The 24,669-nt window shown below is 48.3% G+C and carries 23 protein-coding genes; 1 reads left to right on the plus strand and 22 read right to left on the minus strand.

Going from position 1 to position 24,669, the window contains the following annotated elements:
* Nucleotides 1-100: 100 nt before the first annotated feature.
* From QCB44_RS06640 to aroC, 10 genes are all read right to left on the minus strand, one after another.
* Nucleotides 101-901, minus strand: coding sequence for a CbbQ/NirQ/NorQ/GpvN family protein (locus QCB44_RS06640; RefSeq protein WP_279408809.1), 801 nt, complete (start codon nt 899-901; stop codon nt 101-103).
* Nucleotides 902-1,114: 213 nt separating this feature from the next.
* The gene (locus QCB44_RS06645; RefSeq protein ID WP_279408811.1) at nt 1,115-2,515 is read right to left on the minus strand and encodes a ribulose-bisphosphate carboxylase; all 1,401 of its coding nucleotides are present in this window, start codon (nt 2,513-2,515) and stop codon (nt 1,115-1,117) included.
* 220 nt (nt 2,516-2,735) lie between these two features.
* Nucleotides 2,736-3,680, minus strand: a complete 945-nt coding sequence (locus QCB44_RS06650; protein WP_279408814.1) for a LysR substrate-binding domain-containing protein — start codon at nt 3,678-3,680, stop codon at nt 2,736-2,738.
* Between the two features lie 80 nt (nt 3,681-3,760).
* On the minus strand, nt 3,761-3,991 hold the full coding sequence (locus QCB44_RS06655) for a DUF2798 domain-containing protein (protein WP_347710086.1): 231 nt from the start codon (nt 3,989-3,991) through the stop codon (nt 3,761-3,763).
* A gap of 108 nt (nt 3,992-4,099) precedes the next feature.
* Nucleotides 4,100-4,684, minus strand: a complete 585-nt coding sequence (locus QCB44_RS06660) for a YceI family protein (protein WP_279408817.1) — start codon at nt 4,682-4,684, stop codon at nt 4,100-4,102.
* A gap of 37 nt (nt 4,685-4,721) precedes the next feature.
* A complete protein-coding gene (locus QCB44_RS06665; protein WP_279408818.1) occupies nt 4,722-5,294 on the minus strand; it encodes a cytochrome b in 573 nt (190 codons plus the stop codon).
* Nucleotides 5,295-5,506: 212 nt separating this feature from the next.
* The gene (gene gloA, locus QCB44_RS06670; RefSeq protein ID WP_279408819.1) at nt 5,507-5,902 is read right to left on the minus strand and encodes a lactoylglutathione lyase; all 396 of its coding nucleotides are present in this window, start codon (nt 5,900-5,902) and stop codon (nt 5,507-5,509) included.
* Nucleotides 5,903-5,995: 93 nt separating this feature from the next.
* Entirely contained in the window at nt 5,996-6,181 is a 186-nt protein-coding gene (locus tag QCB44_RS06675; protein ID WP_279408820.1) for a hypothetical protein, read from the minus strand.
* Complete coding sequence (locus QCB44_RS06680; RefSeq protein ID WP_279408822.1) at nt 6,178-7,374, minus strand: MFS transporter; 1,197 nt, start codon at nt 7,372-7,374, stop codon at nt 6,178-6,180. The genes QCB44_RS06675 and QCB44_RS06680 overlap by 4 nt, the downstream gene beginning before the upstream one ends.
* Complete coding sequence (gene aroC, locus QCB44_RS06685) at nt 7,361-8,461, minus strand: chorismate synthase (RefSeq protein WP_279408823.1); 1,101 nt, start codon at nt 8,459-8,461, stop codon at nt 7,361-7,363. Before aroC ends, QCB44_RS06680 begins: the two co-directional genes overlap by 14 nt.
* 84 nt (nt 8,462-8,545) lie before the next feature.
* Here aroC and QCB44_RS06690 point away from each other — a divergent pair, with 84 nt between their 5' ends.
* A complete protein-coding gene (locus QCB44_RS06690) occupies nt 8,546-8,998 on the plus strand; it encodes an acyl-CoA thioesterase (protein ID WP_279408825.1) in 453 nt (150 codons plus the stop codon).
* 28 nt (nt 8,999-9,026) lie between these two features.
* Here the strand turns inward: QCB44_RS06690 and QCB44_RS06695 are convergent, their stop codons facing one another.
* From QCB44_RS06695 to mog, 12 genes are all read right to left on the minus strand, one after another.
* Nucleotides 9,027-9,698 carry an arginine N-succinyltransferase gene (locus tag QCB44_RS06695; RefSeq protein ID WP_279408826.1) on the minus strand — a complete coding sequence of 224 codons (672 nt, stop codon included), beginning with the start codon at nt 9,696-9,698 and terminating at the stop codon, nt 9,027-9,029.
* A 118-nt stretch (nt 9,699-9,816) separates the two neighbouring features.
* Nucleotides 9,817-14,856, minus strand: coding sequence for a diguanylate cyclase (locus tag QCB44_RS06700; RefSeq protein WP_279408828.1), 5,040 nt, complete (start codon nt 14,854-14,856; stop codon nt 9,817-9,819).
* Nucleotides 14,857-14,999: 143 nt separating this feature from the next.
* Nucleotides 15,000-15,689, minus strand: a complete 690-nt coding sequence (locus QCB44_RS06705) for a Fe2+-dependent dioxygenase (protein ID WP_279408829.1) — start codon at nt 15,687-15,689, stop codon at nt 15,000-15,002.
* 24 nt (nt 15,690-15,713) lie between these two features.
* Nucleotides 15,714-16,820: an alpha-hydroxy acid oxidase gene (locus tag QCB44_RS06710; protein ID WP_279408830.1), complete on the minus strand. Its 1,107-nt coding sequence runs from the start codon at nt 16,818-16,820 to the stop codon at nt 15,714-15,716.
* A 119-nt stretch (nt 16,821-16,939) separates the two neighbouring features.
* Nucleotides 16,940-19,276 carry a TonB-dependent siderophore receptor gene (locus QCB44_RS06715; RefSeq protein ID WP_279408832.1) on the minus strand — a complete coding sequence of 779 codons (2,337 nt, stop codon included), beginning with the start codon at nt 19,274-19,276 and terminating at the stop codon, nt 16,940-16,942.
* 130 nt (nt 19,277-19,406) lie between these two features.
* Nucleotides 19,407-20,111 carry an energy transducer TonB gene (locus QCB44_RS06720; protein WP_279408834.1) on the minus strand — a complete coding sequence of 235 codons (705 nt, stop codon included), beginning with the start codon at nt 20,109-20,111 and terminating at the stop codon, nt 19,407-19,409.
* Nucleotides 20,112-20,124: 13 nt separating this feature from the next.
* The gene (locus QCB44_RS06725; protein WP_279408835.1) at nt 20,125-20,571 is read right to left on the minus strand and encodes a biopolymer transporter ExbD; all 447 of its coding nucleotides are present in this window, start codon (nt 20,569-20,571) and stop codon (nt 20,125-20,127) included.
* Complete coding sequence (locus QCB44_RS06730) at nt 20,571-21,020, minus strand: biopolymer transporter ExbD (protein ID WP_279408837.1); 450 nt, start codon at nt 21,018-21,020, stop codon at nt 20,571-20,573. Before QCB44_RS06730 ends, QCB44_RS06725 begins: the two co-directional genes overlap by 1 nt.
* Nucleotides 21,021-21,024: 4 nt before the next feature.
* Complete coding sequence (locus tag QCB44_RS06735; protein ID WP_279408839.1) at nt 21,025-21,654, minus strand: MotA/TolQ/ExbB proton channel family protein; 630 nt, start codon at nt 21,652-21,654, stop codon at nt 21,025-21,027.
* Nucleotides 21,655-21,976: 322 nt separating this feature from the next.
* Nucleotides 21,977-22,960 (minus strand): carbonic anhydrase family protein, encoded by a 984-nt coding sequence (locus QCB44_RS06740; protein WP_279408841.1) that lies wholly within the window; start codon nt 22,958-22,960, stop codon nt 21,977-21,979.
* A 153-nt stretch (nt 22,961-23,113) separates the two neighbouring features.
* Nucleotides 23,114-24,046, minus strand: coding sequence for a 50S ribosomal protein L3 N(5)-glutamine methyltransferase (prmB, locus tag QCB44_RS06745; protein WP_279408842.1), 933 nt, complete (start codon nt 24,044-24,046; stop codon nt 23,114-23,116).
* Nucleotides 24,047-24,096: 50 nt separating this feature from the next.
* Nucleotides 24,097-24,648, minus strand: a complete 552-nt coding sequence (mog, locus tag QCB44_RS06750; RefSeq protein ID WP_279408844.1) for a molybdopterin adenylyltransferase — start codon at nt 24,646-24,648, stop codon at nt 24,097-24,099.
* Between the last annotated feature and the right edge of the window lie 21 nt (nt 24,649-24,669).

Raw genomic sequence — 24,669 nt, forward strand, 5'->3', positions numbered from 1 at the left:
TTTTGAGTGCAGAGCAAAGCCGGTTGAGGAAGTGTACGAATCGTACACGCCCGAAACCAATAATGCTCCGCGCCAAAAGCGGCAGAACTCAAATGATGATTTAGCCGAAAATCATTTCGATTGCGTTATCCAGGGTTTGGCGAATGTCTGCATCGTCGGTAATCGGACGAACCAATGCCATCTTACAGGCTTCAACCGGTGTAATACCTTTGTTGATTAGGGTAGCCGCATAAACCATTAGACGAGTTGAGATCCCTTCGTCCAGACCGTGTCCTTTTAAATTACGCGCGGTTTCACCGATCTGAACCAGTTTCTTCGCAGTCGCCTCATCCACACCACCTTCTTTTTGCAGGATATGCGCTTCGGTTTCTGCATCGGCATAATCGAAGTCCAACGCACAGAAACGCTGTTTGGTGGACTGCTTAAGGTCTTTCATGAGTGACTGATAGCCCGGGTTATAGGAGATAACCAACTGGAAATCTGGATGCGCTTTGATGAGTTCACCCTTTTTATCCAGAGACAGCTCGCGACGGTGATCCGTCAGAGCGTGGATCACCACCATGGTGTCTTGACGCGCTTCAACAATCTCATCCAGGTAACAGATGGCACCATAACGCGCCGCCATGGTGAGAGGTCCGTCAACCCAGCGGGTTCCGTTGGCATCCAGCAGGTAACGACCCACCAAGTCTGAAGCGGTAATATCTTCGTTACAGGAAACGGTGATGATTGGCTTACCGAGTTTCCAGGCCATATGCTCTACAAAACGCGATTTACCACAACCGGTTGGCCCTTTTACCATCACAGGAAGACGCGCATCATAGGCGGCTTCGTATAACTCAATCTCGTTGGATTGTGCATCGTAAAAAGGTTCATTGTCGATTTTATATTGTGAAATATCCATATCGTTCCCCGTAACAATTATGGTGAAAATAAGATGCCCGTCTACTTACCTCTGGGCGTGAAGTTATTTATGGTTGACCACTCCTATAACGAAGCGAGTCATCAATAAATAACCTAGTAAAATATTTGGTTTTTTTTGCTTGATTGAAAAAAAACCCCTGCCCGAGAGCAGAGGTTTCTTTACTAAGTGTTACCTTACGTAATTGACTCGCAATTACTTGTGCACACCTAGCTTCTCACGCCAACCTGGGAAGTACTTGTCAGCATCACCAGGGAAAGATTCAAATGCGCGAGCAAACTCTGGGTGATCCTTAGCGTATTCGATAGGATCTGCACCCGTTTTCCAGCACTCATAAGCTTGGCCTAGAGAGATACCACCGGCCGCTGGAGAATCGATGTGACCGAATGAACCACCACCACACGTGTTGATGACGTTACCATGACCTAGGTTTTCGAAGAAACCAGGTAGACGTAGCGCGTTCATACCACCAGAAATGATTGGCGTAGTCGGCTTCATGCCGTACCACTTCTGATAGAAGTAAGGTCCTTGACACTCGTCACGCTCAAGCATGTAAGCGAGTACACGCTCATCGCTGTGACCTTCCATCTTACCGTAACCCATAGTACCCGTGTGGATACCAGAAGCCCCCATTAAACGAGCAAGCTTCATGTAACATAGAGGATCCATACCCATTGGTGACTTGTAAGAAGTGACCGCACCATGACCTGCACGGTGGAAGTGTAGGTAAGTATCAGGGAATTCACGACGAGCCGTCGTCACACCCGCTGGACCCGTTACGAAACCGTCAACCAGGAATGCAACGTGTTTTTCATTACCGTACTTAGCGAATTCACCCAGGATGTACTCACCACGCTTAACCATTTCTTTATGGAAGTCGGCGGTCACGTTCGCAGAGAACAGTTTAGCTTGACCCGTCGCTTGTTGCGCACGATCCATTGCTTCGGCAACCTTAGGAATAACCACTTCCATTGGGCAGAAGTTTTGGTTTGCTTGTGGCTCATCGTTTTTGATGAAGTCGCCACCCAACCAGAAGTCATAACAGGCTTTCGCGAATGGCTCAGGACGTAGACCTAGTTTTGGCTTGATGATCGTACCAGCGATGTAACCACCGTCAACTTCTGGACGACCTAGAACTTTCCATAGATCAGCAATCGTTGTAGCAGGACCGTCGAACTTCTTGATCATTTGCTCTGGAACCAAGAAGTCCAACATACGTAGACCTTCGTGATCACCCATACCTTGGTTGTTCCCCAGGATTAGAGACCACATATGAGAAACGTTATAGAAACCATCGATCAGGTTAGGGTCGAACAGGTCAACTGGGTAAGCGATCTTCATCAGACCACCTTTGTCACCAAACGCCGCTTCGTCAATCTCGTATACTAGAGCATCAACACCACGAGTGAAGTCATCCGTAGTCGATACTTCAACGTTAGTACCCGTTGAAGATTCAGCAGCAACGTGAGCAGCTACTTCTAGGAAACCGTAACCAGCAGCTGGTTTTAAACGGTATGCAACAAGAAGGTGATTACCATCAGCAATCAACTTTTCTTCTGATAGAGTTAAGTCAGCGTAACGATTCGACTGATCCATTTTTCTTACCTCAATTTTTGGGACGCATCATTGCATTAGCAGATTGACCGCTGGCGCCCATAATTTTTAGTCATAAAATGCAAACTTCATTGTTTGGCACAGCATGACTCCCGAAACAGGTGCCATTATAAAGAGCGGTAAGATAACTTCAAATCAATAATTTTGATTAATTGGATAGATAAAAATCTATACAAAAATTTAACCCATAAAGACAAATCGATCAACTCAACTTATTGAAGGCTTGCTCACTGAGCGACTCCCCTTCCCGCTTCAACAACTCAATCAACTTCTCAGCCGCAATAGAAAGCACCTTGCCATTTGGATAAGCCAGATACCAATGGCGGTTGATCGGAAACCCTTTTACTTTAAGAATCGCTATTTCGCCGCGTTCAATCTCATTCAACAGGGTTGGAATCGAAGCCACAGTAATGCCAAGGTTTTGCATCAACCCCAGACGTATCGCCTCGTTGCTCCCCAACACCATTTTCACCGAGGGTTTAAAATCAAAACTCTGAAACACCTTTTCCACTTGCGCGCGGATTCCCGACCCAGTTTCGCGCATTAAGAAGGGTTCATGCTCTAAATCCTTGATCGACAAAGATTTGCCCACCAACGGGTGATTTGGATTGGCGACAAACGCCAGTGGATTAATCGCCAAAGGCGATGAACTCACATTCAACCCCTCGGGCGGCTGCCCGAGAAGATAAAAGTCATCCTTGTTCTGGGTAATGCGATCCAACAGGGTCTCTTTATTGCCGACACGCATCAACACCGTCACATTTGGATAGGCCTGGGTAAACTCCTGAATGACCTTCGGCACGAAATACTGCGCGGTAGAAATCACCGACAGTTTTACCGTTCCACCGGAAAAGCCCTTGAGATGATTGATTTTTTGTTCGGCAATCGAGAGTTTGGCGAGAATAGCCTCGGCCGCCTCATAGAGCGCTTGCCCGGCGGCGGTCAAATAGACCTTGCGGCCAATCTGCTCAAATAAGGGGGCATCGAGCACGTCACTGAGTTTTTTGACCTGCATGGAGACGGTCGGCTGGGTGAGATGCAACTCCTCCGCCGCTTTAGTAAAACTTTGGTTACGTGCAATACTTTCAAAGACCTGCAACTGACGCAAGGTGGCATTACGCGCTAAGAGTGAGATTTTTTCAGGCATAGATCAAAATCGATTAAAAAACACATTCCTATTATATTTGTTCTATACCCGCCACCGTAAAAAAGATGCACACACTATTTTTAGTGCGGTGCTCTGACCAGTTTCGCCACAATCTTGCGCACCATCGGCCCCACAAACATCACAATCGGAAAGGCGATCACAAAGGCAGAAAACCAGGCATGCATCCAGATTTGCACAAAGTTGGCAGGAAACCCGACATTAATGGCACTGATCACAGCAGACATTAAAAACGACATAAACAGAGCCATAAAAAAGGCCATTAAAATGGGTTGGTATTTGGGATCAAACATAACTCGACAATTAAATTTATAGATTCAAACGAAATACAAAAAGACCGAACAAACCCAACAGGCCTGTTCAGTCTTAACCAATTTAAAAGGGTATTGTATGTGAAACGCTTACTTACGAATACCTTCCAGGTTCAACTCCATCCAAACCGTGGTGGAAGCCGGGCCAAGATCATAGGTGATATTAAAGTCGGCCAATTTAAAGGAGGTGGTGCCGCTGAAACCACTGCGATAGCCGCCCCAAGGATCTTTCCCTTCCCCCATTTTTTTGGCTTCAATGACAACCTCTTTGGTCACCCCATTGAGCGTCAAATTGCCTTTCACTTGAATCGTATCATCCGTGCCACTGATTGCGGTACTCACAAACTTGGCATCAGGGTACTTTTTCACATTCAGGAAATCGGCACTGCGCAAATGCTTGTCACGTTCGGCATGGTTGGTATTCACACTGTCAGTCGAGATCATCACTTCAATATGACTGTTGGACAGCTTTTCATTATCATAAGTGTACTCACCGGAAAACTGGTTAAAACGTCCGGTCAACCAACTGTACCCTAAATGCTGGATTTTAAAATTAATCGATGCGTGCATGCCTTTGGTGTCGATCACATAATCCACGGGTTTCGCAAAGGCATAGCCGCTAAACGCCGTCGCCAAGGTTAAAGTCGTGGCTAAAATAACGGTTTTGGTACTCATTTTTCTCTTCTCCTGTTCATAAAATGACTCTGTTTGTTCAAGTGCTCTGCCTTGCTAACAGCATGCGCTTGAGTGTATTGTCTTGATTGATAAAATGATGCTTTAACGCGCCCACAAGGTGCAATGTCACCAAGCCCATCAAACTGTAAGCCAGCCACTCATGCACCTCGCCCGCGAGATCGGCCTGATTGTCAAATGGCGCAATCCACACCGGCACGTCAAACCATCCGAATACCGAAACAGCGTGCCCTTCGGCCGTCGAAATCAAGTAACCGCTGACGCCCAATGCCAGCACCCACAAGTAAAGCAGCCAATGAACGGCTTTAATGGCTCGGCGTTGCCAATGCGCAGAAACCCTACCCGTCTGGTGGACTAAAGGGGCAGGAGAGCCGCCAGCCAGATTCCAGCCCCATCTGATTATCATTGCCATCATGACCAAGACGCCAACCGACTTATGAATTTCAGGGGCTTGGTGATACCAGGTTGAGTAATAGTCGAGTTCCACCATCCAGACACCAAGCGCAAACAACCCTAGAATGGCGACCGCCAATAACCAGTGAAAGCCAATACTCACCCAACCGTAACCCTGCGCGCTGTTTGTCCACTTCATATTCAAAAATAAAACCTAAAAAGCCATTAAATTGTTAGCAATTAGGTTATCGATTCACAGTGAGAACAAAAAGCGAGCTTTACTCAAAAGAGTGTTGCGCTTTCAAGAACAATGAAATGTAACAGGCCTGGTGAAATGGAATAATAAGACAGGTGTAAACAAAAAAAGCCGGGCGAGGCCCGGCTTTTTAAACGCTAAAATGAATACAGGATTTAACCGCGGTCGTGACCTTCGCCTATGAATTCGATCTGGTATCCGTCCGGATCTTCGGCAAACGCGATAATGGTAGTGCCGGCGTTCATCGGACCCGCTTCGCGGATGATCTTACCGCCCTGCTGTTTAACCGCTTCCGCCGCCTCATAAACATCCGGCACCTCAACCGCAATATGACCGTAACCGGTTCCCAAGTCGTAAGAATCGACGCCCCAGTTGTAGGTCAGTTCCAGCACGGTGTTTTCCTCTTCATTGCCGTACCCCAGAAACGCTAAGGTAAATTCACCCTGTGGGTAATCTTTACGACGCAACAGTTTCATGCCCAACACCTTGGTGTAAAACTCGATCGACTTTTCCAAATCGCCGACACGCAACATCGTATGCAGTAATCTCATTACTCTATTCCCTATTCATTTGCATTATTTAAAACAGATTTTAACAAGCACAACCACAAACTCAACAGGCCTGTTCAAAACCCGACTCTATTCTCAATTTGATTCTCTGTTCTCTGGATTATGCTGCTTCAACAATACCAATACCAGCCAGGCAAACGGGCCAAACAACAATCCCATCGTCCCCCAAAACACTGCAGGTCGTCCTTTTCTCTGTGCCGTTCTGTGGCACAGATAAGCGCTCAACAACCCGATCAACACACTCAACCATAACGCGATCATACTCGTACTCCCCGCCAGGCGAACCACCACGCAACCAACACCGCCAATGCGCTCAAGCCATACGCCAATTCGGCATGCCCCCAACTCCAGGCGTAACCGGCGCTCAGCATCCCCACCGCGCCGCCTAAACCGTGACTGCTCGCCGCGAAGATCGCCTGGCCTTTACCGTGATGGCGGCCGCGGAAAAAATGATCGATCAGATGAATCGCCGCGGCATGGAACAGGCCGAAACTCGCCGCGTGCAGGGTTTGCGCCACCAGCATCCAACCGAGATGATCTGCCAGATAAGCGTTCATCAGCCAACGAATCAATGTCAACACGATGCTCAGCAAAATCAGAAAGCGTACCGAATAGGCCTGGAACAGGCGCGACATATACAGAAACACGCCGATTTCCGCGATGACGCCCAGCGCCCACAACCAGGCAATAGATGTTTTATCGTAGCCCAACTCGCTCAGGTGAATGGTAAAAAAAGCATAGTAGGTGCCGTGCGACAACTGCACCAAAAAACTGACCAGCAACAAATGCCACACCGCGGGCTGACGCACAATCTGCATAAAACCACTGTCGTCTTCATGCACAATGCGCCGACCACGGTCACGCACCAGAAAAGTGGTCAACCAAACCAGGGTCAGCAACGCAAACAGATCCCACGGCAACACGCCGACGCCAACCTGTTCGATCTGCCAGCCGATCAGCACCACCGCTGCAATAAATCCGACCGAACCCCACAGGCGAATTTCGCCGTAACGATGTTTTTCGTCGCCCAGGCAACCGAAGGTATAGGATTCAAACTGCGGCAGCGAAGCATGCCAGAAAAAACTGAAAAACAACACCGTCAGCAGCAGCGGCCAGTAGCTTGCAAAACTTACCAGGCCTATGCCGCTGACAACCGTCAACCCCGTCGCCAAACGCACCCATTTGATCGGCAAACCGGAACGGTCCGACAACCAGCCCCAGACATTGGGCGCAATCACTTTGGTGGCCATCAGCACCCCCAACAGTTGACCGATTTCGACCGGAGAAAAACTCAGTGACTGGAAATAGAGCCCCAGGTACGGCAACAGCGCGCCGAGGACGGAAAAATAGAAAAAGTAATGAATGGACAGCTTGGTGTAGGCTGTCCGGTACGAACACGGCTGTTCCGCCTGTGAAGAACCCGTTTTTAAAGAATCTTCTTTATTCGCCGACATGAGCCAGATCAGGCATCGGCGGCACCACATCGCCGTTTTGGGCACGGTTGCGCATAAAGTGGTCTAACAGCACAATCGCCATCTGCGCTTCGGCAATCGGCGTGGCACGGATTCCCACACAAGGATCGTGGCGCCCTTTGGTTACCATCTCGATCGCTTCGCCCTGCGTATTGACCGAACGGCCCGGCGTCATAATGCTCGAGGTCGGCTTCAAGGCGATGTGGGCAATAATCTCCTGCCCGGTGGAAATGCCGCCCAAAATCCCGCCGGCATGATTGGAAACAAAGCCTTGCGGCGTCATTTCATCGCGGTGCTCGGTGCCGCGTTGACCGGCTACGGCAAAACCGTCCCCGATCTCCACCCCTTTGACCGCATTGATGCTCATCAAGGCGTGCGCCAGATCGGCATCCAAACGGTCAAAAATCGGCTCCCCCAGTCCGACCGGCACATTCTTGGCAATGACGGTAATTTTCGCGCCCACCGAATCCTTCTGCTTGAGCAGGTTGTCCATATACTGGCGAATCTCTTCGCTCTTTTCAGGGTCCGGGCAGAAATATTCATTGCTGTTGTCAAACGGCCAGTCAACGTTCTCGACCTTAATCGGTCCCAGTTGCGACAGATAGCCTTTAATTTCCACCCCCAAACGCTCTTTGAGGTATTTTTTAGCAATCGCACCGGCGGCGACGCGCATCGCGGTTTCGCGCGCCGAAGAGCGCCCACCGCCACGATAATCGCGGAAACCGTATTTCTGGGTATAGGTGTAATCGGCGTGCGCCGGGCGAAAGGTTTCCGCCACCTTTGAGTAATCTTTAGAACGCTGATCGGTATTGTGAATAATCATCCCGATCGGCGTACCGGTGGTTTTGCCTTCAAACACACCGGACAGAATCTGCACCTCATCGGCTTCACGACGCGCCGTAGCATGCTTAGAGGTCCCCGGTTTACGGCGATCCAATTCCGCTTGAATATCCGCTTCGCTTAATTCCAAACCAGGAGGACAGCCATCGACAATACATCCCAGTGCTAAACCGTGGCTTTCTCCAAAGGTAGTGACGCGAAAATTTTGTCCCAGGGTATTTCCTGACATAATCTGACTCTCTAAGATTCGTTATAATCGCTGTATTCTACCAAAAACATCCCCAAAATCCCCTAAAAGTAGCGAATACGAATTATGAACGCATCCCTATCCCAATCCTTGCCCTGGCAACGCCCGTCACCCTTTATTTTGCCCCACACCGTCACGGAAGATGAGCTGGACTTTTTGGGGCACGTCAACAACAAAAGTTATTTGGGCTGGATTGAAAACGTCGCGTGGGCACACGCCAAATCGGTAGGCATTAGCCACGAAATGCAGAAACGGCTCAACCGGATTATGGCGGTGCATGCAAACTGCATGCACTACCATGCCAGCTGTTATTTGGGCGATGAACTGTTGATTGCCACCTGGGTTGGCGAACAAATCGGCTGCTGCCGACGCCAACGCTACTTTCAAATTATTCGTCCCAGCGACGGCAAAACGGTTTTCAGCGCCGAAGCCACTTACGTTTGCATTGATTTACACAAGCATCAGCCCAAACGCATTCCTAGCGAATTTATCGAACCCTATCAATCTAACCAGGCCTGATCAGAATTTAGAGCGGCACTAAAAAGCGTTACTCCTTGAGCTTAACACTCAACTCGCCCTCTTTGACCGTGATGTTCTCAACGCCTTCGGCGAAATTCTTCCAGAAACCGGGATCGGCACCAAACTCATTTACCAGATCGACGTTCTTGAGATTACCCAGCCAGGCGTTTGGAATCGGTACCCCCATCAAACTGACGCCTTTGAGTTTCACAATCGGTTTCGCCTCCCGGTAAGCGAGCTCCGCGCCGGCATGAATCCGCAATGTTTTGCCGCCAAGTACCGGAAAATCCTCTTCCAACGGAACCAACACTTTGACACTCAACAGGTCATCAGACAAATCCACCGCCACCTTTTGCGCCAAGTCGGTATTCTTGGCAAGCAATGCATTCAATTCACGTTCGCTAAACACTACCTCTCGCTTGGCACCTGCTTCGCTATACGCTTCCGGTTTCAGGTTGCCCTGCTCGTCGTACTCACTGACCTCAACGCCAATCACTTTCAACTTGGCGTTAAGCACCTGCTCCTCTTTCGGTTTCAACTCTACCGGAGTAAACGCTTTCAGAAAAAGCGCCTGACTCAGAATCCAATAGGTCAAACCGATCGTCACCAGCACGCTCGCCAGTACAATCCAAACCACCTTAATGGTGCTCATTCCCTGTTTGGCGGCTTCTGCTGAAGGGTTATTTGATTCAAGACTCATGATATTACCTGCCAGTATCCATTAAACGCACCGAGTAAAACGCCATATCCAAAACGATAGCAATTCAATATTAAACCCAACCGGCCTGCCAGTTCCAAACATCCGATCTTGGACATACTTATCCACCACAAACCGTCTGGTTTCGACCCAAAGCTTTAGCCCGGTACAAAGCTTTATCCGCTATTTCGATCAGGTTTTCGGTCATGCAGGTTTCCCCCTGGTTTGAAGTGGCAATACCAATACTCATAGTGACCTGTTGCATCACTTCGGATTTAACATGCGGTATTTTCAGCACCTTAAGCTTGTCGTGGATGCGTTCTGCAACCTGCAAGGCGCCCTCTTTAGGCGTATCGGGCATAACAATCACGAACTCTTCTCCGCCGAACCGAGCCACAAAATCGGAGGGACGTAGAATCGAATCCAGTAACACATCCGCCACCAGCTTAAGACATGCATCCCCCTGTTGATGGCCGTAATGGTCGTTGTATGCCTTAAACAGATCAATATCACACAACATCAGCGATAACGCTTTATCACTCCGATTGTGGCGTGCGCACTCCCTTTGCAGATAGTCATCAAACCCTCGGCGGTTGTTCAAGTGCGTCAGCGCATCCGTCGTCGCTAAACGGTTCAGCTCTTCAATGGCTTCATGCAGTTTTACTTCGACCTTTTTACGCTCTTCGTTCTCTTTAACCACTAACTCATTCAATTCAGAGATCCTGTCGTTCTGTTTTTGCAGGGCCACATTCTGCTTTTTTAACATCTCGTTTTTGGCATCCAAATCCTGAGTACGTTCGGCCACTTTCCGTTCAAGCTGATCATAGATCTGTGCATTATCGATCGCAATGGCAATATGTCCGCTAAGCAGCTTCAACAGTTCGATTCGTTCCTTGGTGAACACGCCGGACATCGAATTATTTTCAAGGTACACCACCCCTTTCACTTGCCCATGCAGTTTCAGCGGAATACACAGCACGGAAACCACCTGCCGCTCTACCACTTTGGCATCCTGACCAAAAATCGCACTTTGCCCGGCATTATCCAGCACAATCGGTTCTTCGGTACGCAGAACGTAGTTTACGATGGCCTGCACGAGATTGGGATTGTCGTGATAAGAGACGCGCTGCATCACTCTAACCTCTTCAGTATCCACGGACGCTTCCGCTTGCACCAGAAGCCTTTGATCCTCATGCATTAACAGCACTCCGCGCTGGGCTCCCGCATTTTCGATAATGATCTGGACAAGAGTCTCTAACAATTCCGACAGCCTTTTCTCTCGAGCAATGACTTCGGTGGCTTTCATTACAGTGATGACATCCAAGGCCGACACCTCAAACAGATCTTGTGTTTGCACGGCGTTTGAATTTGGTTGAATCCCCCAACGCTCAAACGCTTTTTCCGCAGCACTGCTGTACAGTTCAGCCGCTCTGTTTTGCTGTTTGACTTTATAGACGTCTGCCGCCAAACGGTTGGCGATCGCCGCCATATTGTATTGGCCGTAAATATTAGCCGCTTCAATGGCTGAATCGTAACAACGCAAGGCTTTTGGATAGTCTCTTTTTAAACGATAAAACTCGCCTTCCAGAACCCTTTGGCGCGCCAGAAAATTCTCCGCACAATCCACCGCCCAGCGCTTAAAACGACGAACAGTGCGCTTGATCTCCGCCTGATATTTACGGCGTTGCAAAGGACCTGCCTGAGGCATTAGCTGAGCTTGAATCAGCGCGGTAATAAAGTGATGTTCTTCGGCATGCAGCATGCCTTTGGAATCCCCCAAAAACGTCCGGCTTTTCAGACTGATTTCCATCGCTTCATCATAGGCCTGATGTAAATACAGCGTCGCCATTTTATTCACAAAGTAATAGTGAGCAAAATGGCGTGAACCGTACTCGCTTAACGAATCGACATAGGGGGCTTCATCAAACCCTTGCTCACTGAAAGAACGTTCTGATTCGGTCTGGCCACGCAGATTACGAATGGCTTGGCGAACGCTTAAAATTGCGCCCAACTGCTCTTGCGCCCCGATGCGTTGCAGTACTTGGCTAAAACGCTCGATTTCGCTTTCAATCTCAACAAACGGTTTACCGCGCATAAACAGACTCTGCACAATCCCAGCCGCGGCACATCCGGTATGAAACCAGTCACCGACTTCCAAACCATGTTTGTAGGCTGAATGCCATAACACTTCTGTACTGGCGGCAGGTTGACTCCAGGAGTGTGCAAAGTAACCGAATACAAATTCCACTTCGGCTTTTTGCAACTGATTGCCAAAACGCTCCAATAACGCCAAAGAGAGCTGGCCGTACTCATAGCCAATTTTGTGTTTACCCAAAACGCCGCTTTGAAAAATAATACCGAAAACGATATAGCCAATGACCGCCTCACGCGTATTTCCATAATCCAAACAGAGACGCACCACCTTTAATGAAATCGCCACGCACAGTTCCGGCTTAACCTGATAGGCCGCTTTTAACGTCACGGAAAGCAGACGAATCGCCATTTTGATCTGTTCGTCACGGGCTTCCGGCAGCTCCAAAAGTCCGGCAACCGGGTATTTCCTGAGTTTAGATTTCAGAACCAGCAAGTCTTTGACAAACAACCCTGGGTTAAAGCGCTGAGGCAGATTGATATCAAACATCTGCACGGCGTCACGACCGATTCGATAGGCCACGTCAAATTGTGAAATATCCGTGTAAAAAGTCACCATCAATTCATATACACGCGCTTTGACCAGACTATCGTCACTGGCTTGAAGCGCTTTACTGTAATACTGAATGGCTTTGTCATCATGGTTACATAAATGCTCGCACTCGGCACGCTCTCTAAGAAAATCAACATAGTTAGGATGTTGCTCCAGCTTTGGCATCCACTCACAGGCCTGACGAATATAACTCAATGCCAGTTCAAAATCGCCACTGAGCTTAGCCTGTGAAGCCGCAGAGAAATTTAATTCGGCCAAAGCACACCTTTCATCTTCTTCATTCTGCAAGCAAAACGCCGCATTCAGATGGTTGACGCATTCATAGAGTTTTTCCTTTTCAAGCGGTTGATACAGTTCTAAAAGGGTTTGCCCGATTAAAAGATGTAAACGCTCCTTCTCATCTGGATGCAGTAACGACCAAACCGCCTGTTGAATGCGGTCATGCGTAAACAGGTAATAGACGGATTCGCTCAAGGCACTGAAGGCCTCCATTCGCAACCAGCCTTCGGCCAGTGCGGTTTGCAATGCTCGGTCAACCCCCACATCGTCTTGATACAGCCTTCTAAGAAGAGCAGCTTCAAAACGGTTACCAATGCAAGAAGCGATTTTTAATAACTGCTGTACCTGATCTGGAAAGCAGGTAATTCGTGCTGAAAGGAATTCCACTATATTTTCGGAAGCCGGCAACTGTTGCAATTTATTGAGATCACTCACCCAACGGGAGGATTGAGCATCAAAATAAACAATTTTATCGCTCTGAAGTTGCTTGAGGTACTCGGTCACATAAAAGGCGTTGCCGCCCGTCTTCCGGTAGATCGCCTCGCTGATTTGAGCCGCGTCTTCTACCGGCATAGAATCAGAAACCATCTGCAATACGGATTCAGGATTTAGCTCGGAAAGGGCGATCTCTTCAGGCTCTATGCCTTTATCAGCCAAACGATGCAAGGAACGCGCAAAAGGATGGTGAGCCGGCACTTCATTATCACGATAAGCTGCGATGACAACAAAATAGGAAAGTTCCTCCAGAGCCACTTCAAGCCATTCCAAGGTCGCGGCATCCGCCCATTGCAAATCATCCAAAATCAAAAACACCGTCTGATCCGGTTGGGCAAATGCCTGAATCAAGCCGTTGATTAATAAATTCAAACGCGATTTAGCGTCCGACGGCGAAAGCGGTTCCGCTTGCGGCTGAGGCCCCAAGAGCCATTCCAACTCTGGAATTCCGGCCATCAGCAATTGAGCCTGCTGGCCTAAGACCTCCGACAATTTTCTTTTCCAGAAATCCAGCTCGTTCTCACCTTCCGTTAACACTTTAGCAATTAAATTGCCTAGCGCGGAATAGAGTAATTCGTACGGAGCGGCCGGTTTATATTGATCAAACTTCGCCTTCAAACAGTATCCGGAAAACGCCTCCAGTTGGTCAAAGGCCGCATCAACCAGCCTGGATTTTCCCACCCCGGAACCCCCTTTGACCGTAATCATAGAAGCTTTGCCTATTCCCGAAGTCTGCTTGATCAAACCCGTCAAACGGCTTAACTCTTGCTCCCGACCATACAGAGGAAGCGGTGAGCTGTTTTTCTGTTGCGATGCCGCAAGGGTGAACCGATCCAACTTAAAAAAGACTATCTCACCCTGCCCCTGCCATAAATCACGACAGTGTTCCAAATCTTTTTTGAGCGAAGTCACACTCGAATAACGCTCATCATGACTTTTAGTAAGCATTAACGAGATCATATCTGAAATCGCTTCCGGCACGGTATCGATCAGCGTGTTCAAGGCAGGTACGGGCTTGGCCATATGACTGTGTGCCAGGGTCATGACATCCTGAGCATCAAAAGGCAGGCGACCGCTGAGCATCTGAAAGAAAATCACTCCTAAAGCGTAAATATCGGCCGCATAACCGGTTTGCTGATTAACGATCTGACTCTGTTCAGGAGCCTTGTAGAGCAGTTCATACTCTGAAAAACGCTGTTCACCCGAGTCCGATGAACTTAAACGGCGTGCCGCATTGCCAAACCCTGTCAGTTTAATGGAAAGGTCATCAGGGTTAAGCAAAATGCAAGACGGTGTTAAATTGCCGTGAACGATCTCTTGATGATGCAACGCTTCAATCGCATCGGCCAACTGAATAGCTAAGTCCAAGAACATTTCCAGCTCTAGCGGTGCCTGAGACAAATAGGATTCTAATGAAATGCCGTCAAAATACTCACGCAACAGAAAGGTTCTGCCTTGAAGACTCTCAACACCATGAATCTGGAGAATCGCTGAATGATTGATCCCCTTTAACAGTTCAAACTCATTGACCAGTTCTTGAGTTTGACGTTTGCTCGTATACTCATCCTTGGACGTTTTAAACACCAAAGAGTGCATATTTTGGGTATGGGAGGCAAGCAAGAGCTGAGAATTGCGGGTGGTTCCAAGCGTTCGTTGTACCGAATAGCCATTGATGTCCTGCATTAAATCTTCACTTCATTCAAGGATTTAGACCAGAACTTCAAGTGTAACGCAGATTCTATCTTCCATCTATTTAAAATATGATGACTTCAAAAGCAGGCCTGTTCACTTCCCGACCTATGCATAATTTAGCCCTTAACTCGGGATTAAGACTTACACCAGTGGCGCAGCAAATTGTGGTACAACTCGGTCAACTGCAACAGTTCGGCCTGTTGTGACTGCGTCCCCAACTGCTTTCTTAACCCCTGGATAGATTGATCCAGTTGATAAAGCATAGTACGTTCGTTTTCATTTTTAACCATGCTTTGTACCCACATAAAAGAAGCAATACGTTGCCCCTTTATCACCGGTAGTACCTGATGCAAACTGCCGGAAGAATATAAAATCATATCCCCTGCCGGAAGTTTAATCTCCTGTACCCCCATACCAGTATCAATCTGCAGTTCACCGCCTTCATAGCTGTCAGGTTCGGTTAAAAACAGGGTCGCGGATAAATCCGCTCGCACCCGTTGATTGGTATATGGATGCACCAGTACCGCACTGTCGACATGTACACCATAATGTCCTCCATTCTGATAGAGATTGAATTTAGGCGGGTAGAACGTGTCCGGTAAAGCCATAGAGACAAACTGTGGATTCGCCAACAGGGTCGATTCAATGTACCGGCTTAATGAACGGGCAATATCACACTCATCATCCAACTGCAGATTCTGTTTAACGCTTTGAGCCAAACTTCCCGCCGTTTTACTCCCATCCATCCACGGTGCAGTCTGCATCCGTTCAAGAAAATCGGTCACTTCCTGCTTACTTAATACACTTTCAATTACTTGAAACACTCTTTTCTCCTCAATATTTAATCGCTACTTGCTTTCATATAGGCAGTGTCGCTCTATCTCATCGAGTTCTGCACAACCGGTCAAAGCCATACAAAGCTGTAACTCTTCACTCAATAGCTTCAATAAATGTGCCACCCCCAAAGCACCCGCGGTAGCCAGAGCATATACCTGTAATCTTCCAATCAATACCGCATCGGCACCCGCAGCCAAGAACTTAAAGATGTCGTAACCACTACGTACCCCACTGTCGGCCATCAACAAAAAATCGGCGCCAAGAGCGCGTCGCATGCTGGGCAATACGTCAAGCGGACTTGGCACACCATCCAGGGCTCGTCCGCCATGATTAGAAACCACTAAACCTTGAGCCCCTACGGATTTAAGCATCAGTGCATCATCCACACTCAACACCCCTTTAATCCACACTGGAATGGGGCTGTATTCAATGATGTCACGGATATCCTCCCAACTCGGTGCCTGCGCCATTAAACCTTGAAAAATATAACTTTCACCTTCTGTGACCTGAATCGTGGACGGATGGGCGTATTCAGCCAAGTTGGCCGCCTCAACCCGTGACTCTAAATGAAAGCCGAGACGCCTTGCTTCAAGAGAACTCGATTGCAACGGCGTATCCACCGTCACCATAAGCGATGCAAAACCAGCGCCACAGGCACGATCAATAAGATCATAAGTCACAGAACGATCTGGCTGTGTATACAGTTGAAAACTCTTAAACCCGGAAGTAGCTTCAGCTACGCTCTCTAACCTCTTAGTGGAAAGCGTACTCAAAACCAATCCCTGCCCAATTGCTTCGGCAGCTTGAGCACTCGCCAATTCGGCCTGCTCATCAACCAAGCCCTGATGGGCAACGGGAGCCAGTAAAATCGGTGCCGATAATTCATGTCCCAACAACGTATATCGACTATGACCATGATCAAGTTTTCTTAATACCCGCGGCTGCAACTGCAATTGATCCAAACGTTTTCGGTTGTGCTTTAGCGTTTGTTGCTGACCGCCACCTCCTGACAAATACGCATACAACGCTGGATCAAGATTTTTTTGGGCATAAAATTCAAAATCGGCGGGCGTCAAAATCTCTTTTTGCAGCTGGTGATATTGAAAAATTTGCTTCATTCGTATCATTCCCTTTACAAAAACCAAAGGGTCTTAGCGAAACTCCATTCGCTAAGACCCGAATGAACTCAAGGAGTAATCTCGGTATTTACCCGAATCACTCAAAGTAAATGAGACCGTTAGAACTCATAGTTCAACGTTAAACGCACATTACGCGCGTCTCCTTTATAGGCAAAGGAACCGCTTCTGTAAGCCGCAAGATAATAATCTTCATCCGTAACATTGCCGACATTCAGACGTGCATCGAACTGTTTACTAAACTCATAAGTGGCAAACAGGTCAAAGACGGTATAGGCGGGAATCTTAATGGCGTCACCAGCCGCCGTATCCGGTTGTCCGGCAAACATTTCACTTGAATAGGTAGCGCTACCGCCGAATGCAAACTTAGGCGTTAGCTTATAGTTCAGCTGTAAATAAGCTGAATTATCTGCGAAATTGCTCAACGTCTTGCCAACGTTATCCGGGGTAATGGATTCCAATACCTCAGCCTCCATTACGGCAATACCTGCCTGAGTACTCAATTTATCCGTCAGATTACCCACTAAACCAAGCTCAATACCCCGAACTTCATTTTTACCGGTGTTTGGTGTGCCGGCGCTGGAATAATCAGCGCCACGTTCGGCTTCCATCACATCACTTTTGGTAATTTGAAATACCGCAGCCGTAGCCAAAAGCTTACCGCCGTTAAATTCCCATTTAGTCCCTAACTCAAGGTTTTGAGTAGTTTCTGGTTCAGAGTCTGCAGCGGCGATAAAACCGCCATACCCGGAATTGGTACCAACGTCAGACTCTCCTCCGTTAATGTTGCTCGCCGTACTGTAGTTAAAATAGACATTACCGTTGTCCGCCACCTTATAGACCAGTCCCATATGACCGTTCCATAAACCGTCATCATAGCTGTATTCGCTAATCGTTCCGTCACGCCCTTTCGCCGACAGATCGTAATCAAACTGGTCATAGCGTAAGCCCGCAAACACGCTGAATTTATCGGTCACATCCACGGTATCCATCGCCGACAACGAGATGGTTTTCACCTGCCAGTCAGAATCCCAGTCGCCTTTTTGAATCTGTCGTCCCATCAGGTAATTAATACCCGGCACTGTGTTGCCGTTAACATCCTCAATGCAATACCCTTCCGATACGCCACCACGACCGGAAACCAAACAATTAGACTCTCCGGCATTCGTAATGTCATACACCCCGTTCAACACTTTATGGTCGGAAAACTCCGCACCAAACACAAATTGATTTTTCTTGCCGCCTATTTCAGTATCCCAGTAAGCATTCAACTGGTTGGCAAAGTATTCAACTTCTTGCCATCCCTGGTGAGTGCTTAAGGAGATCGTATCGTAAGCGCCATTCGGATCACTTGCATCCGTTGTGGTTCCTCTAGCCCCGGTCGTGACATAACCGTTATCAGTGGTACCGTAACGGGTCGCGTTTTCAATACGCAAATGATCGTTTGCTTGGTACCCTAAACGCAGAGTGAAAGTATCCACTTCCGAATCCAAGAAATCCTGATCCTGCAGATAAACCGGAATATCATCATTAGGTTTACCGGTCGTGCGATCGATATAAGAACCCAAATCAGGACTGTCTTTTGCATCCAAATGATAATAATCGGCAATAATCTCTAACTTATCGGTCGCTTGAAGCTTACCGGACAGGGCAATCCCGTCGCGCTGACGATCCGCCGGGGCACGATCCGGCACCTCTTCATAAGCTTGCAATACATTTAAACGCACCGCCGCGTCATCGGACAGCTTGACGTTGCTGTCCAACGTATAACGGTGATAGTCGTCAGAACCCACTCCACCGGAAAGTTTGGTCAAGTCGTATTCGGTACTGGCTTGCTTGGTGATACTGTTCACCGCACCACCTGTTGAACCGCGTCCGGCAAAAGTGGAACTTGGCCCCTTGGTGATTTCAATTTGCTCGGTCGCAAAACTTTCGCGAGTCGTCATGCCCGGATCACGCAGACCGTCAACAAACACATCAGAACGCGCTTCATGACCGCGGATAACATAACGGTCACCAAAAGCGTTACCGTTTTCACCGGTCCCCAATGTAATCCCCGGCTGGGATTGAACAATCTCTTTCAGGTCTGATTTTCCGGACTCCTCGATCTGGGTCTTGGTAAGCACTTGAATCGTCTGCGGTGTTTCCGCAATTGGCTTCACATGACGTTTGTCACCCGACACCTTCGCTTTATAGGGCGCACCCGGTTCCGCATAAGGATTGGTATCGATGGTACGCTCTTCAACTTGAAGCGCATCCATCTCAAACACTTCATCCTGAGCCCAAACCGGCGCCGCGGATAAACTGACAGCAACCCCCAATCCGACAGCCGTTCCCGCCTTCTTCAGGCTCGGATTACGCAAGCTGGTATCCGCTTTAAACTGAATTTGGCCATTTGCCAACGGAGTTTGCTTAGACTTTAAACGGTCTATACTCATTGTTTTCTCCTCACAACAATCGTTTACAAATTCACACAGAAATGTGTGCTCAACAGATGCATTAAAGGGGCATCCTTCCCTTGGCCTAACGTTAGAAAACTTATAAAAAACTGCCTAAAATTCTTCTGATTCAATCAGTAATCAGCTCATAATCCACCGGCAATGAAATCGTAATTCGGTCTCGTTTAAGGCGTTCCGGCAACACTGGCATCGGGCTGGCATCTTTAAGCATCTGCAATGCGGCTTTATCCAAGCCTGTATGCCCGGAACTGGATTCAACTCGTGCATTCAGCAACCGTCCATACCGGTCAATGGTGAATTGCACTACCACACGACCTTCAATCTTGGCTTTCTTCAAGCCAATCGGATAACGCTTATGAGCATTCAGCCACCTCTTTAACACACCAAAGTAATCTCGTGGACTCTGCCCGGATGTATCGGGCCGCCTCTCCTTTTTGGACATGATCGTTTGCGCCTCATCATCCAAAAATTCGGTCTTGTCCACATTGGATTTTGGCTTTGGTTCCGGCTTTGGTTCCGGCTTTGGTTCCGGTTTTGGTTCCGGTTTTGGTTCCGGTTTTGGTTCCGGTTTTGGTTCCGGTTTTGGTTCCGGTTTTGGTTCCGGTTTTGGTTCCGGTTTTGGTTCGGTTACAACCTCTGTGACGGGTGAATGCTCAGCCGCAAAGGCCGCCATATCCAACGTTATGCTCGATTGATTCGCCTCTTCTACACGTAGTGTTTGCGCTTTAAACGGCCACCATTGCAACATGGCAAAAAGCACTAGATGCAGGCCAACGGCCACCGACCAAGCGGTCAACCAACGTCCATATCCCATCAGATGCCTCTCTCTAATCCAGCGGTTGCTGCGTCACCAACTGAATCGTCGGATTAACGTCTAATAAACTTAGTTCGCTCAAAATCGGCAGTAACTCGCCCATTTTCAGACGACTATCGGCATAGATCTGCAATGTCATAGGTGCATCGGATTTAAATCCGGATTGCAATTTTTGGCTTAGTTGCTGTAGCGCTAGCGGTTCTCCGTTCAAACGAAGTTCGCGCTTCAACGTCACCGAAAGTTGTAACGGACCTTGCGTCAGTTCCGCCTGAGCCTGACTTTGCGGCAAGGCGATCTTTGCTTCCAGAGGCATATGGATCTGCCCTGAGATCATGAAAAAGATCAACAGCAAAAATACGATGTTAATCATTGGAACCAGGTTGGATTCAATGTCTGCCGAAGGTTTATCGCGTTTATGGCTTAATCGATTTTGGAGAGTCAGGGTATTCAGAATGCTCACTACATTGCCCCTTTCGAAGTTGTTTGCAGTACCGGTCCCAAGGAGATACCGTTGATCCCCCGTTTTTTGAATCCATCAAACACCGAAATAATCGTCTGAACCTCGACATCGCTCTGTGGATATATCACTGTGAGCGCATTATCTGGAAACGCCATGAAGTCCTGTGGCGTGATGTGCGAATAATGGCGATCTTGGCGCCATAAAGGTGACTGGATCGCCGTCGCTTCATTCAATGCGCTTAATCGTCCTGCGGAATCAAGCACCAACTGATAAATTTCTTGTTGCGTCTCCAAAATGGCAGACGAATTTTCCACGTCAATAGCAAAACTTTGCCAACGGATAAAACTGGTCGTGAGCATAAAGAACATCAGAAGAATAAACACCACGTCAATCAGCGCGGTTAAACTGATCGCCTGTTTGCGTGGTTTGTAAGTGAGCTCCGGCAACATCGTTTTACCCTTCTACGCGTCGGGGCCATTGTGCAAATACAAGCTGCAACTGGTTATTCATATGATGTGCATTATCTTCCAAACGACGCTCAAAATATTGATGCGTCATGGCCACGGGAATCGCCACGATCAAACCAGCCGCCGTGGTCAACAGCGCTTGCCAGATACCGCCTGACAACACCGCAGGATTCACATTGGCACCCGCCTGCTCCATTCCTTGGAAGGCGACAATCATACCGATCACCGTTCCCAGCAATCCAAGAAGCGGTGCCATCATCGCCATAACCTCCAGCGGTTTGAGATGCTTTGCCAAGCCGTAAAGGCGTACCTGAGCAAGACGAAACGCTTCCTGCTGCAAGGCAATACCATCCCTATTTCGCACCGAATCACTTTGAAGCACTTTGAGCAAATCTTGAGCAAGTGGATAATCATGTTGTGCAACAGACTCTCTCAGATGTGAGGGATGTAACGCTATAGCCTGCTCCAAGCAGTGTGTAAGCTGAGCCGCTTGGTGCGATGAGTAAGACCTGAACTCATAGAACTTAACCAACACAATCGCAACACTGGCCACCGAAAATAAAATCAAAATCCAGACAACAACCCCGCCGTGATCAAGAATCGTGAGAATATCCATACCGCCAACCTATAAATACTAATAAGAATGATTTGTATTATACATATACAATATAGACACACAAGCAAATAATAACCATTATTATTTTCAGTTATTAAGGAGAGCGGAATTTGACTGTCTAAAACTTAAAAAAATGAATAGGTCACTGACCTAAACGCTCCAAGAAATCGGCCACATAAGCGATAGAAGTGACGAGACAAACGGATAAGTAAATGGGTAAGAGTTGTAAATTATGGCTATGTAAATTTATAAGAGCACATAAAAAAACAGGCCTGTCCAAACAATGTTAAACAGGCCTGTTCAGTTTTAATCGCCGCAAGGCTTAGTAAAATTCGTAAAGTTGGCGATCGGTATCCGGTTCCATCCAGGATTTGAGCAGGCTTCGCGAGTAGATGGGCTGTACCGGACGTGCATTCTCTCCAAGCAGCTCATTGATTTTCTGAATTTGTAAGGCCGAGGCTTCAATCGGATGCTTAAATACCATCCAATACACGCCTTCCGAACACGGTGGCGTCGTCAAGGAACCGCTGTATTTATAAAATTCGGTATTCGGCGGTAGAAAATGCACCGGGTTCAATTTCAAATCGGTATGAATCTGCTCCTTGCCGACCTCTTTAGGCAGGCGCTTTAACAGACCGTTCAGATAAGGGTTTTCCTCTCCTTCCTGGAACAGGATCCCCAACACCGCTATATTGCCATCGCCATCGCGGTGCACTAAATGCATCTCCATCGGGTAAGCAAACCCCTCTTTATGGTGTTCGCTTGGCGTATGGAAATGATACTGAATCAATTCATAGCGATGGCCGCCGACTTTGATGTAGCTGCCCAACGGGTAATTCACTTGAACCGCATGCCCGTTATTGAGGATTTTCAGCGGTACTTCTTTGTAGGCAATATCCAGTTCAGGCAGACCTTGCGTGCCTAAAGCATGTTGGTCGCGCAGATCAATCGGCGATTGATTGCGCCCGGTTTTACAGGTAGCGAACTCGGAAGAGAGCTCCCCCCAGTATTTCGGACCGATGGCACCGGAATAGCCCCAGTGAGGAGGATGTTCAGCGTCGACATGCTCCACGGCGGGGGTGGTTTTGGTTGCTGTTTTACCCTGTGTAACAGCCGGGGCTTTCGTTGGTGCCGCTTGTGGTTTTTCAGTCGGGGTGGCCGGTGCCGGCTCATGACCAGTCAAACTCTTCAACTCGGCGCCTAAATCCAATAATGGCGCTTCGGCTTTATCGGCGGCCAGCCCGGCTCCAGCATTCAATAAACTGGCCGCTGCGACTAACATGGTTAAATAGAGATCACGTCTCATTCAAATCTCCAAATCGTTTGCTTTTTGTCTTTTATGGCCCTTCTCAACGCAAGACGACGCGTTTTAGACCGGCTGATTACAGAAGTTAACAACAATAAGCAAAATACCGGCCAGAAAAACCGTGCCGCTTTTTTGACGCAGGAAAAAATGCCATTACCCGTTAATACGCTGATCTAATAACGCTTGAAAGACATCGAGTTCGGATTTATGAATCGCAAACACGCCTTCGCCGCCATGTTCAAATTCAAACCAATAGAAAGGCAGTTCCGGGTAAGCCTGCTCCAGGTAATATTGAGAGACCCCCACTTCCACGATCAACACCCCTTCGTCGGTGAGATGCTCTGACGCCTGGGCCAGAATCTTGCGCACCAGATCCAAACCATCTTCACCCGCTTCTAGTCCCAAACGTGGTTCTTGTTGGAATTCCTCTGGCAGCGCGTCCATTTCAATGCGATCCACATATGGCGGATTGGAAACAATCAAATCGTACTTTTTGCCCTGTAAAGCGCTGAACAGGTCAGATTGGATTGCGTGCGCCGCCTCTTCAAGGTGATACAGTTCGATATTTTTCTGCGCGACTTCGAGCGCTTCCGCTGAAATATCCACCAGATCCACTTCGGCGTAAGGTAGCGCCTGCAGCGAGGCGATGCCGATACAGCCGCTTCCGGTACACAAATCGAGAACATGATGGACCTGGTCCGGGTTGACCCAGCCCTCAAACTGCTTGGCAATCAGTTCGGCAATCGGCGAGCGTGGCACCAGGGTCGATTCATTCACAATGAAACGCATTCCGGCAAACCAGGCCTCACCGGTCAGATAGGCAGTCGGTTTGCGGCTTTCGATGCGCAATCTAAACAGTTCGGTGACACAACATTTTTCGTGCTGAGATAATCGCGCTTGCCAGTAATTATCCGGAACTTCCTGCGGAAGACGCAAAGCGTGAAAGACCAACTGTTTGGCGTCGTCGAACGCGTTATCGGTACCGTGACCGAAATACAAACCGGCTCGTTGAAATAGAGAACCGCCCCATCGCACAAAATCGGTCACAGAATCCAAGCCATCATACTGGTAATTAAAGTCGGTCACGCTTAATCCTTTATTTATTATCTCTAAGCTCATTAAGGGATATTTTGAAGTTACGCTTTTTTAATGGCGTGTTTCGGGCGGAACGCTTTGACAAACGTCTCATCAGTTTCCAGATAAGGCCCTTCGATCAGATCCACGCAATAAGGCACCGCCGGAAAAACCGCTTCCAGACATTCACCAATCGCTGAAGGTTTGCCTGGCAGATTAATAATCAGACTCGAACCGCGTGTTCCAGCAATTTGCCGGGATAAAATGGCTGTGGGTACATATTGCAGCGACACCGCACGCATCTGCTCGGCAAAACCGTCCAAAATCTTATCGCATACCGCTTCGGTGGCTTCCGGGGTGACATCCCGTTTCGCCGGGCCGGTGCCGCCGGTGGTCAAAATCAAACAGCAGTTAAATTCATCCGCCAGCTCTTTCAGCGTCGATTCGATCAGAGCTTGATCATCTTCGATCACGCGCGCGATCGGGGTCCATTCATTGGTTAAGGCTTGGCCGATCCACTCCTGCATCGCCGGCCCACCCAAGTCTTCATACTCTCCTCGACTGGCGCGGTCGGAAACGGTGACAAATCCGATTTTAATGTCCTCTTTTTGCATCTTCTGTCCCACTCTTTTGTA

This window comes from Thiomicrorhabdus sp. zzn3 (assembly GCF_029767755.1).
Taxonomy (GTDB): Bacteria; Pseudomonadota; Gammaproteobacteria; order Thiomicrospirales; family Thiomicrospiraceae; genus Thiomicrorhabdus.

Excerpts from the sequence above, each read along its gene's own strand:
- QCB44_RS06710 (WP_279408830.1), bottom strand. The coding sequence starts at position 16,820 with ATGAAGCAAATTTTTCAATATCACCAGCTGCAAAAAGAGATTTTGACG.
- QCB44_RS06645 (WP_279408811.1), bottom strand. The coding sequence starts at position 2,515 with ATGGATCAGTCGAATCGTTACGCTGACTTAACTCTATCAGAAGAAAAG.
- QCB44_RS06665 (WP_279408818.1), bottom strand. The coding sequence starts at position 5,294 with ATGAAGTGGACAAACAGCGCGCAGGGTTACGGTTGGGTGAGTATTGGC.
- QCB44_RS06720 (WP_279408834.1), bottom strand. The coding sequence starts at position 20,111 with ATGGGATATGGACGTTGGTTGACCGCTTGGTCGGTGGCCGTTGGCCTG.
- gloA (WP_279408819.1), bottom strand. The coding sequence starts at position 5,902 with ATGAGATTACTGCATACGATGTTGCGTGTCGGCGATTTGGAAAAGTCG.
- QCB44_RS06690 (WP_279408825.1), top strand. The coding sequence starts at position 8,546 with ATGAACGCATCCCTATCCCAATCCTTGCCCTGGCAACGCCCGTCACCC.
- QCB44_RS06730 (WP_279408837.1), bottom strand. The coding sequence starts at position 21,020 with ATGTTGCCGGAGCTCACTTACAAACCACGCAAACAGGCGATCAGTTTA.
- QCB44_RS06700 (WP_279408828.1), bottom strand. The coding sequence starts at position 14,856 with ATGCAGGACATCAATGGCTATTCGGTACAACGAACGCTTGGAACCACC.
- QCB44_RS06660 (WP_279408817.1), bottom strand. The coding sequence starts at position 4,684 with ATGAGTACCAAAACCGTTATTTTAGCCACGACTTTAACCTTGGCGACG.
- QCB44_RS06740 (WP_279408841.1), bottom strand. The coding sequence starts at position 22,960 with ATGAGACGTGATCTCTATTTAACCATGTTAGTCGCAGCGGCCAGTTTA.
- QCB44_RS06680 (WP_279408822.1), bottom strand. The coding sequence starts at position 7,374 with ATGTCGGCGAATAAAGAAGATTCTTTAAAAACGGGTTCTTCACAGGCG.
- QCB44_RS06675 (WP_279408820.1), bottom strand. The coding sequence starts at position 6,181 with ATGATCGCGTTATGGTTGAGTGTGTTGATCGGGTTGTTGAGCGCTTAT.
- QCB44_RS06640 (WP_279408809.1), bottom strand. The coding sequence starts at position 901 with ATGGATATTTCACAATATAAAATCGACAATGAACCTTTTTACGATGCA.
- QCB44_RS06695 (WP_279408826.1), bottom strand. The coding sequence starts at position 9,698 with ATGAGTCTTGAATCAAATAACCCTTCAGCAGAAGCCGCCAAACAGGGA.
- QCB44_RS06715 (WP_279408832.1), bottom strand. The coding sequence starts at position 19,276 with ATGAGTATAGACCGTTTAAAGTCTAAGCAAACTCCGTTGGCAAATGGC.
- QCB44_RS06655 (WP_347710086.1), bottom strand. The coding sequence starts at position 3,991 with ATGTTTGATCCCAAATACCAACCCATTTTAATGGCCTTTTTTATGGCT.
- aroC (WP_279408823.1), bottom strand. The coding sequence starts at position 8,461 with ATGTCAGGAAATACCCTGGGACAAAATTTTCGCGTCACTACCTTTGGA.
- QCB44_RS06735 (WP_279408839.1), bottom strand. The coding sequence starts at position 21,654 with ATGGATATTCTCACGATTCTTGATCACGGCGGGGTTGTTGTCTGGATT.
- mog (WP_279408844.1), bottom strand. The coding sequence starts at position 24,648 with ATGCAAAAAGAGGACATTAAAATCGGATTTGTCACCGTTTCCGACCGC.
- QCB44_RS06650 (WP_279408814.1), bottom strand. The coding sequence starts at position 3,680 with ATGCCTGAAAAAATCTCACTCTTAGCGCGTAATGCCACCTTGCGTCAG.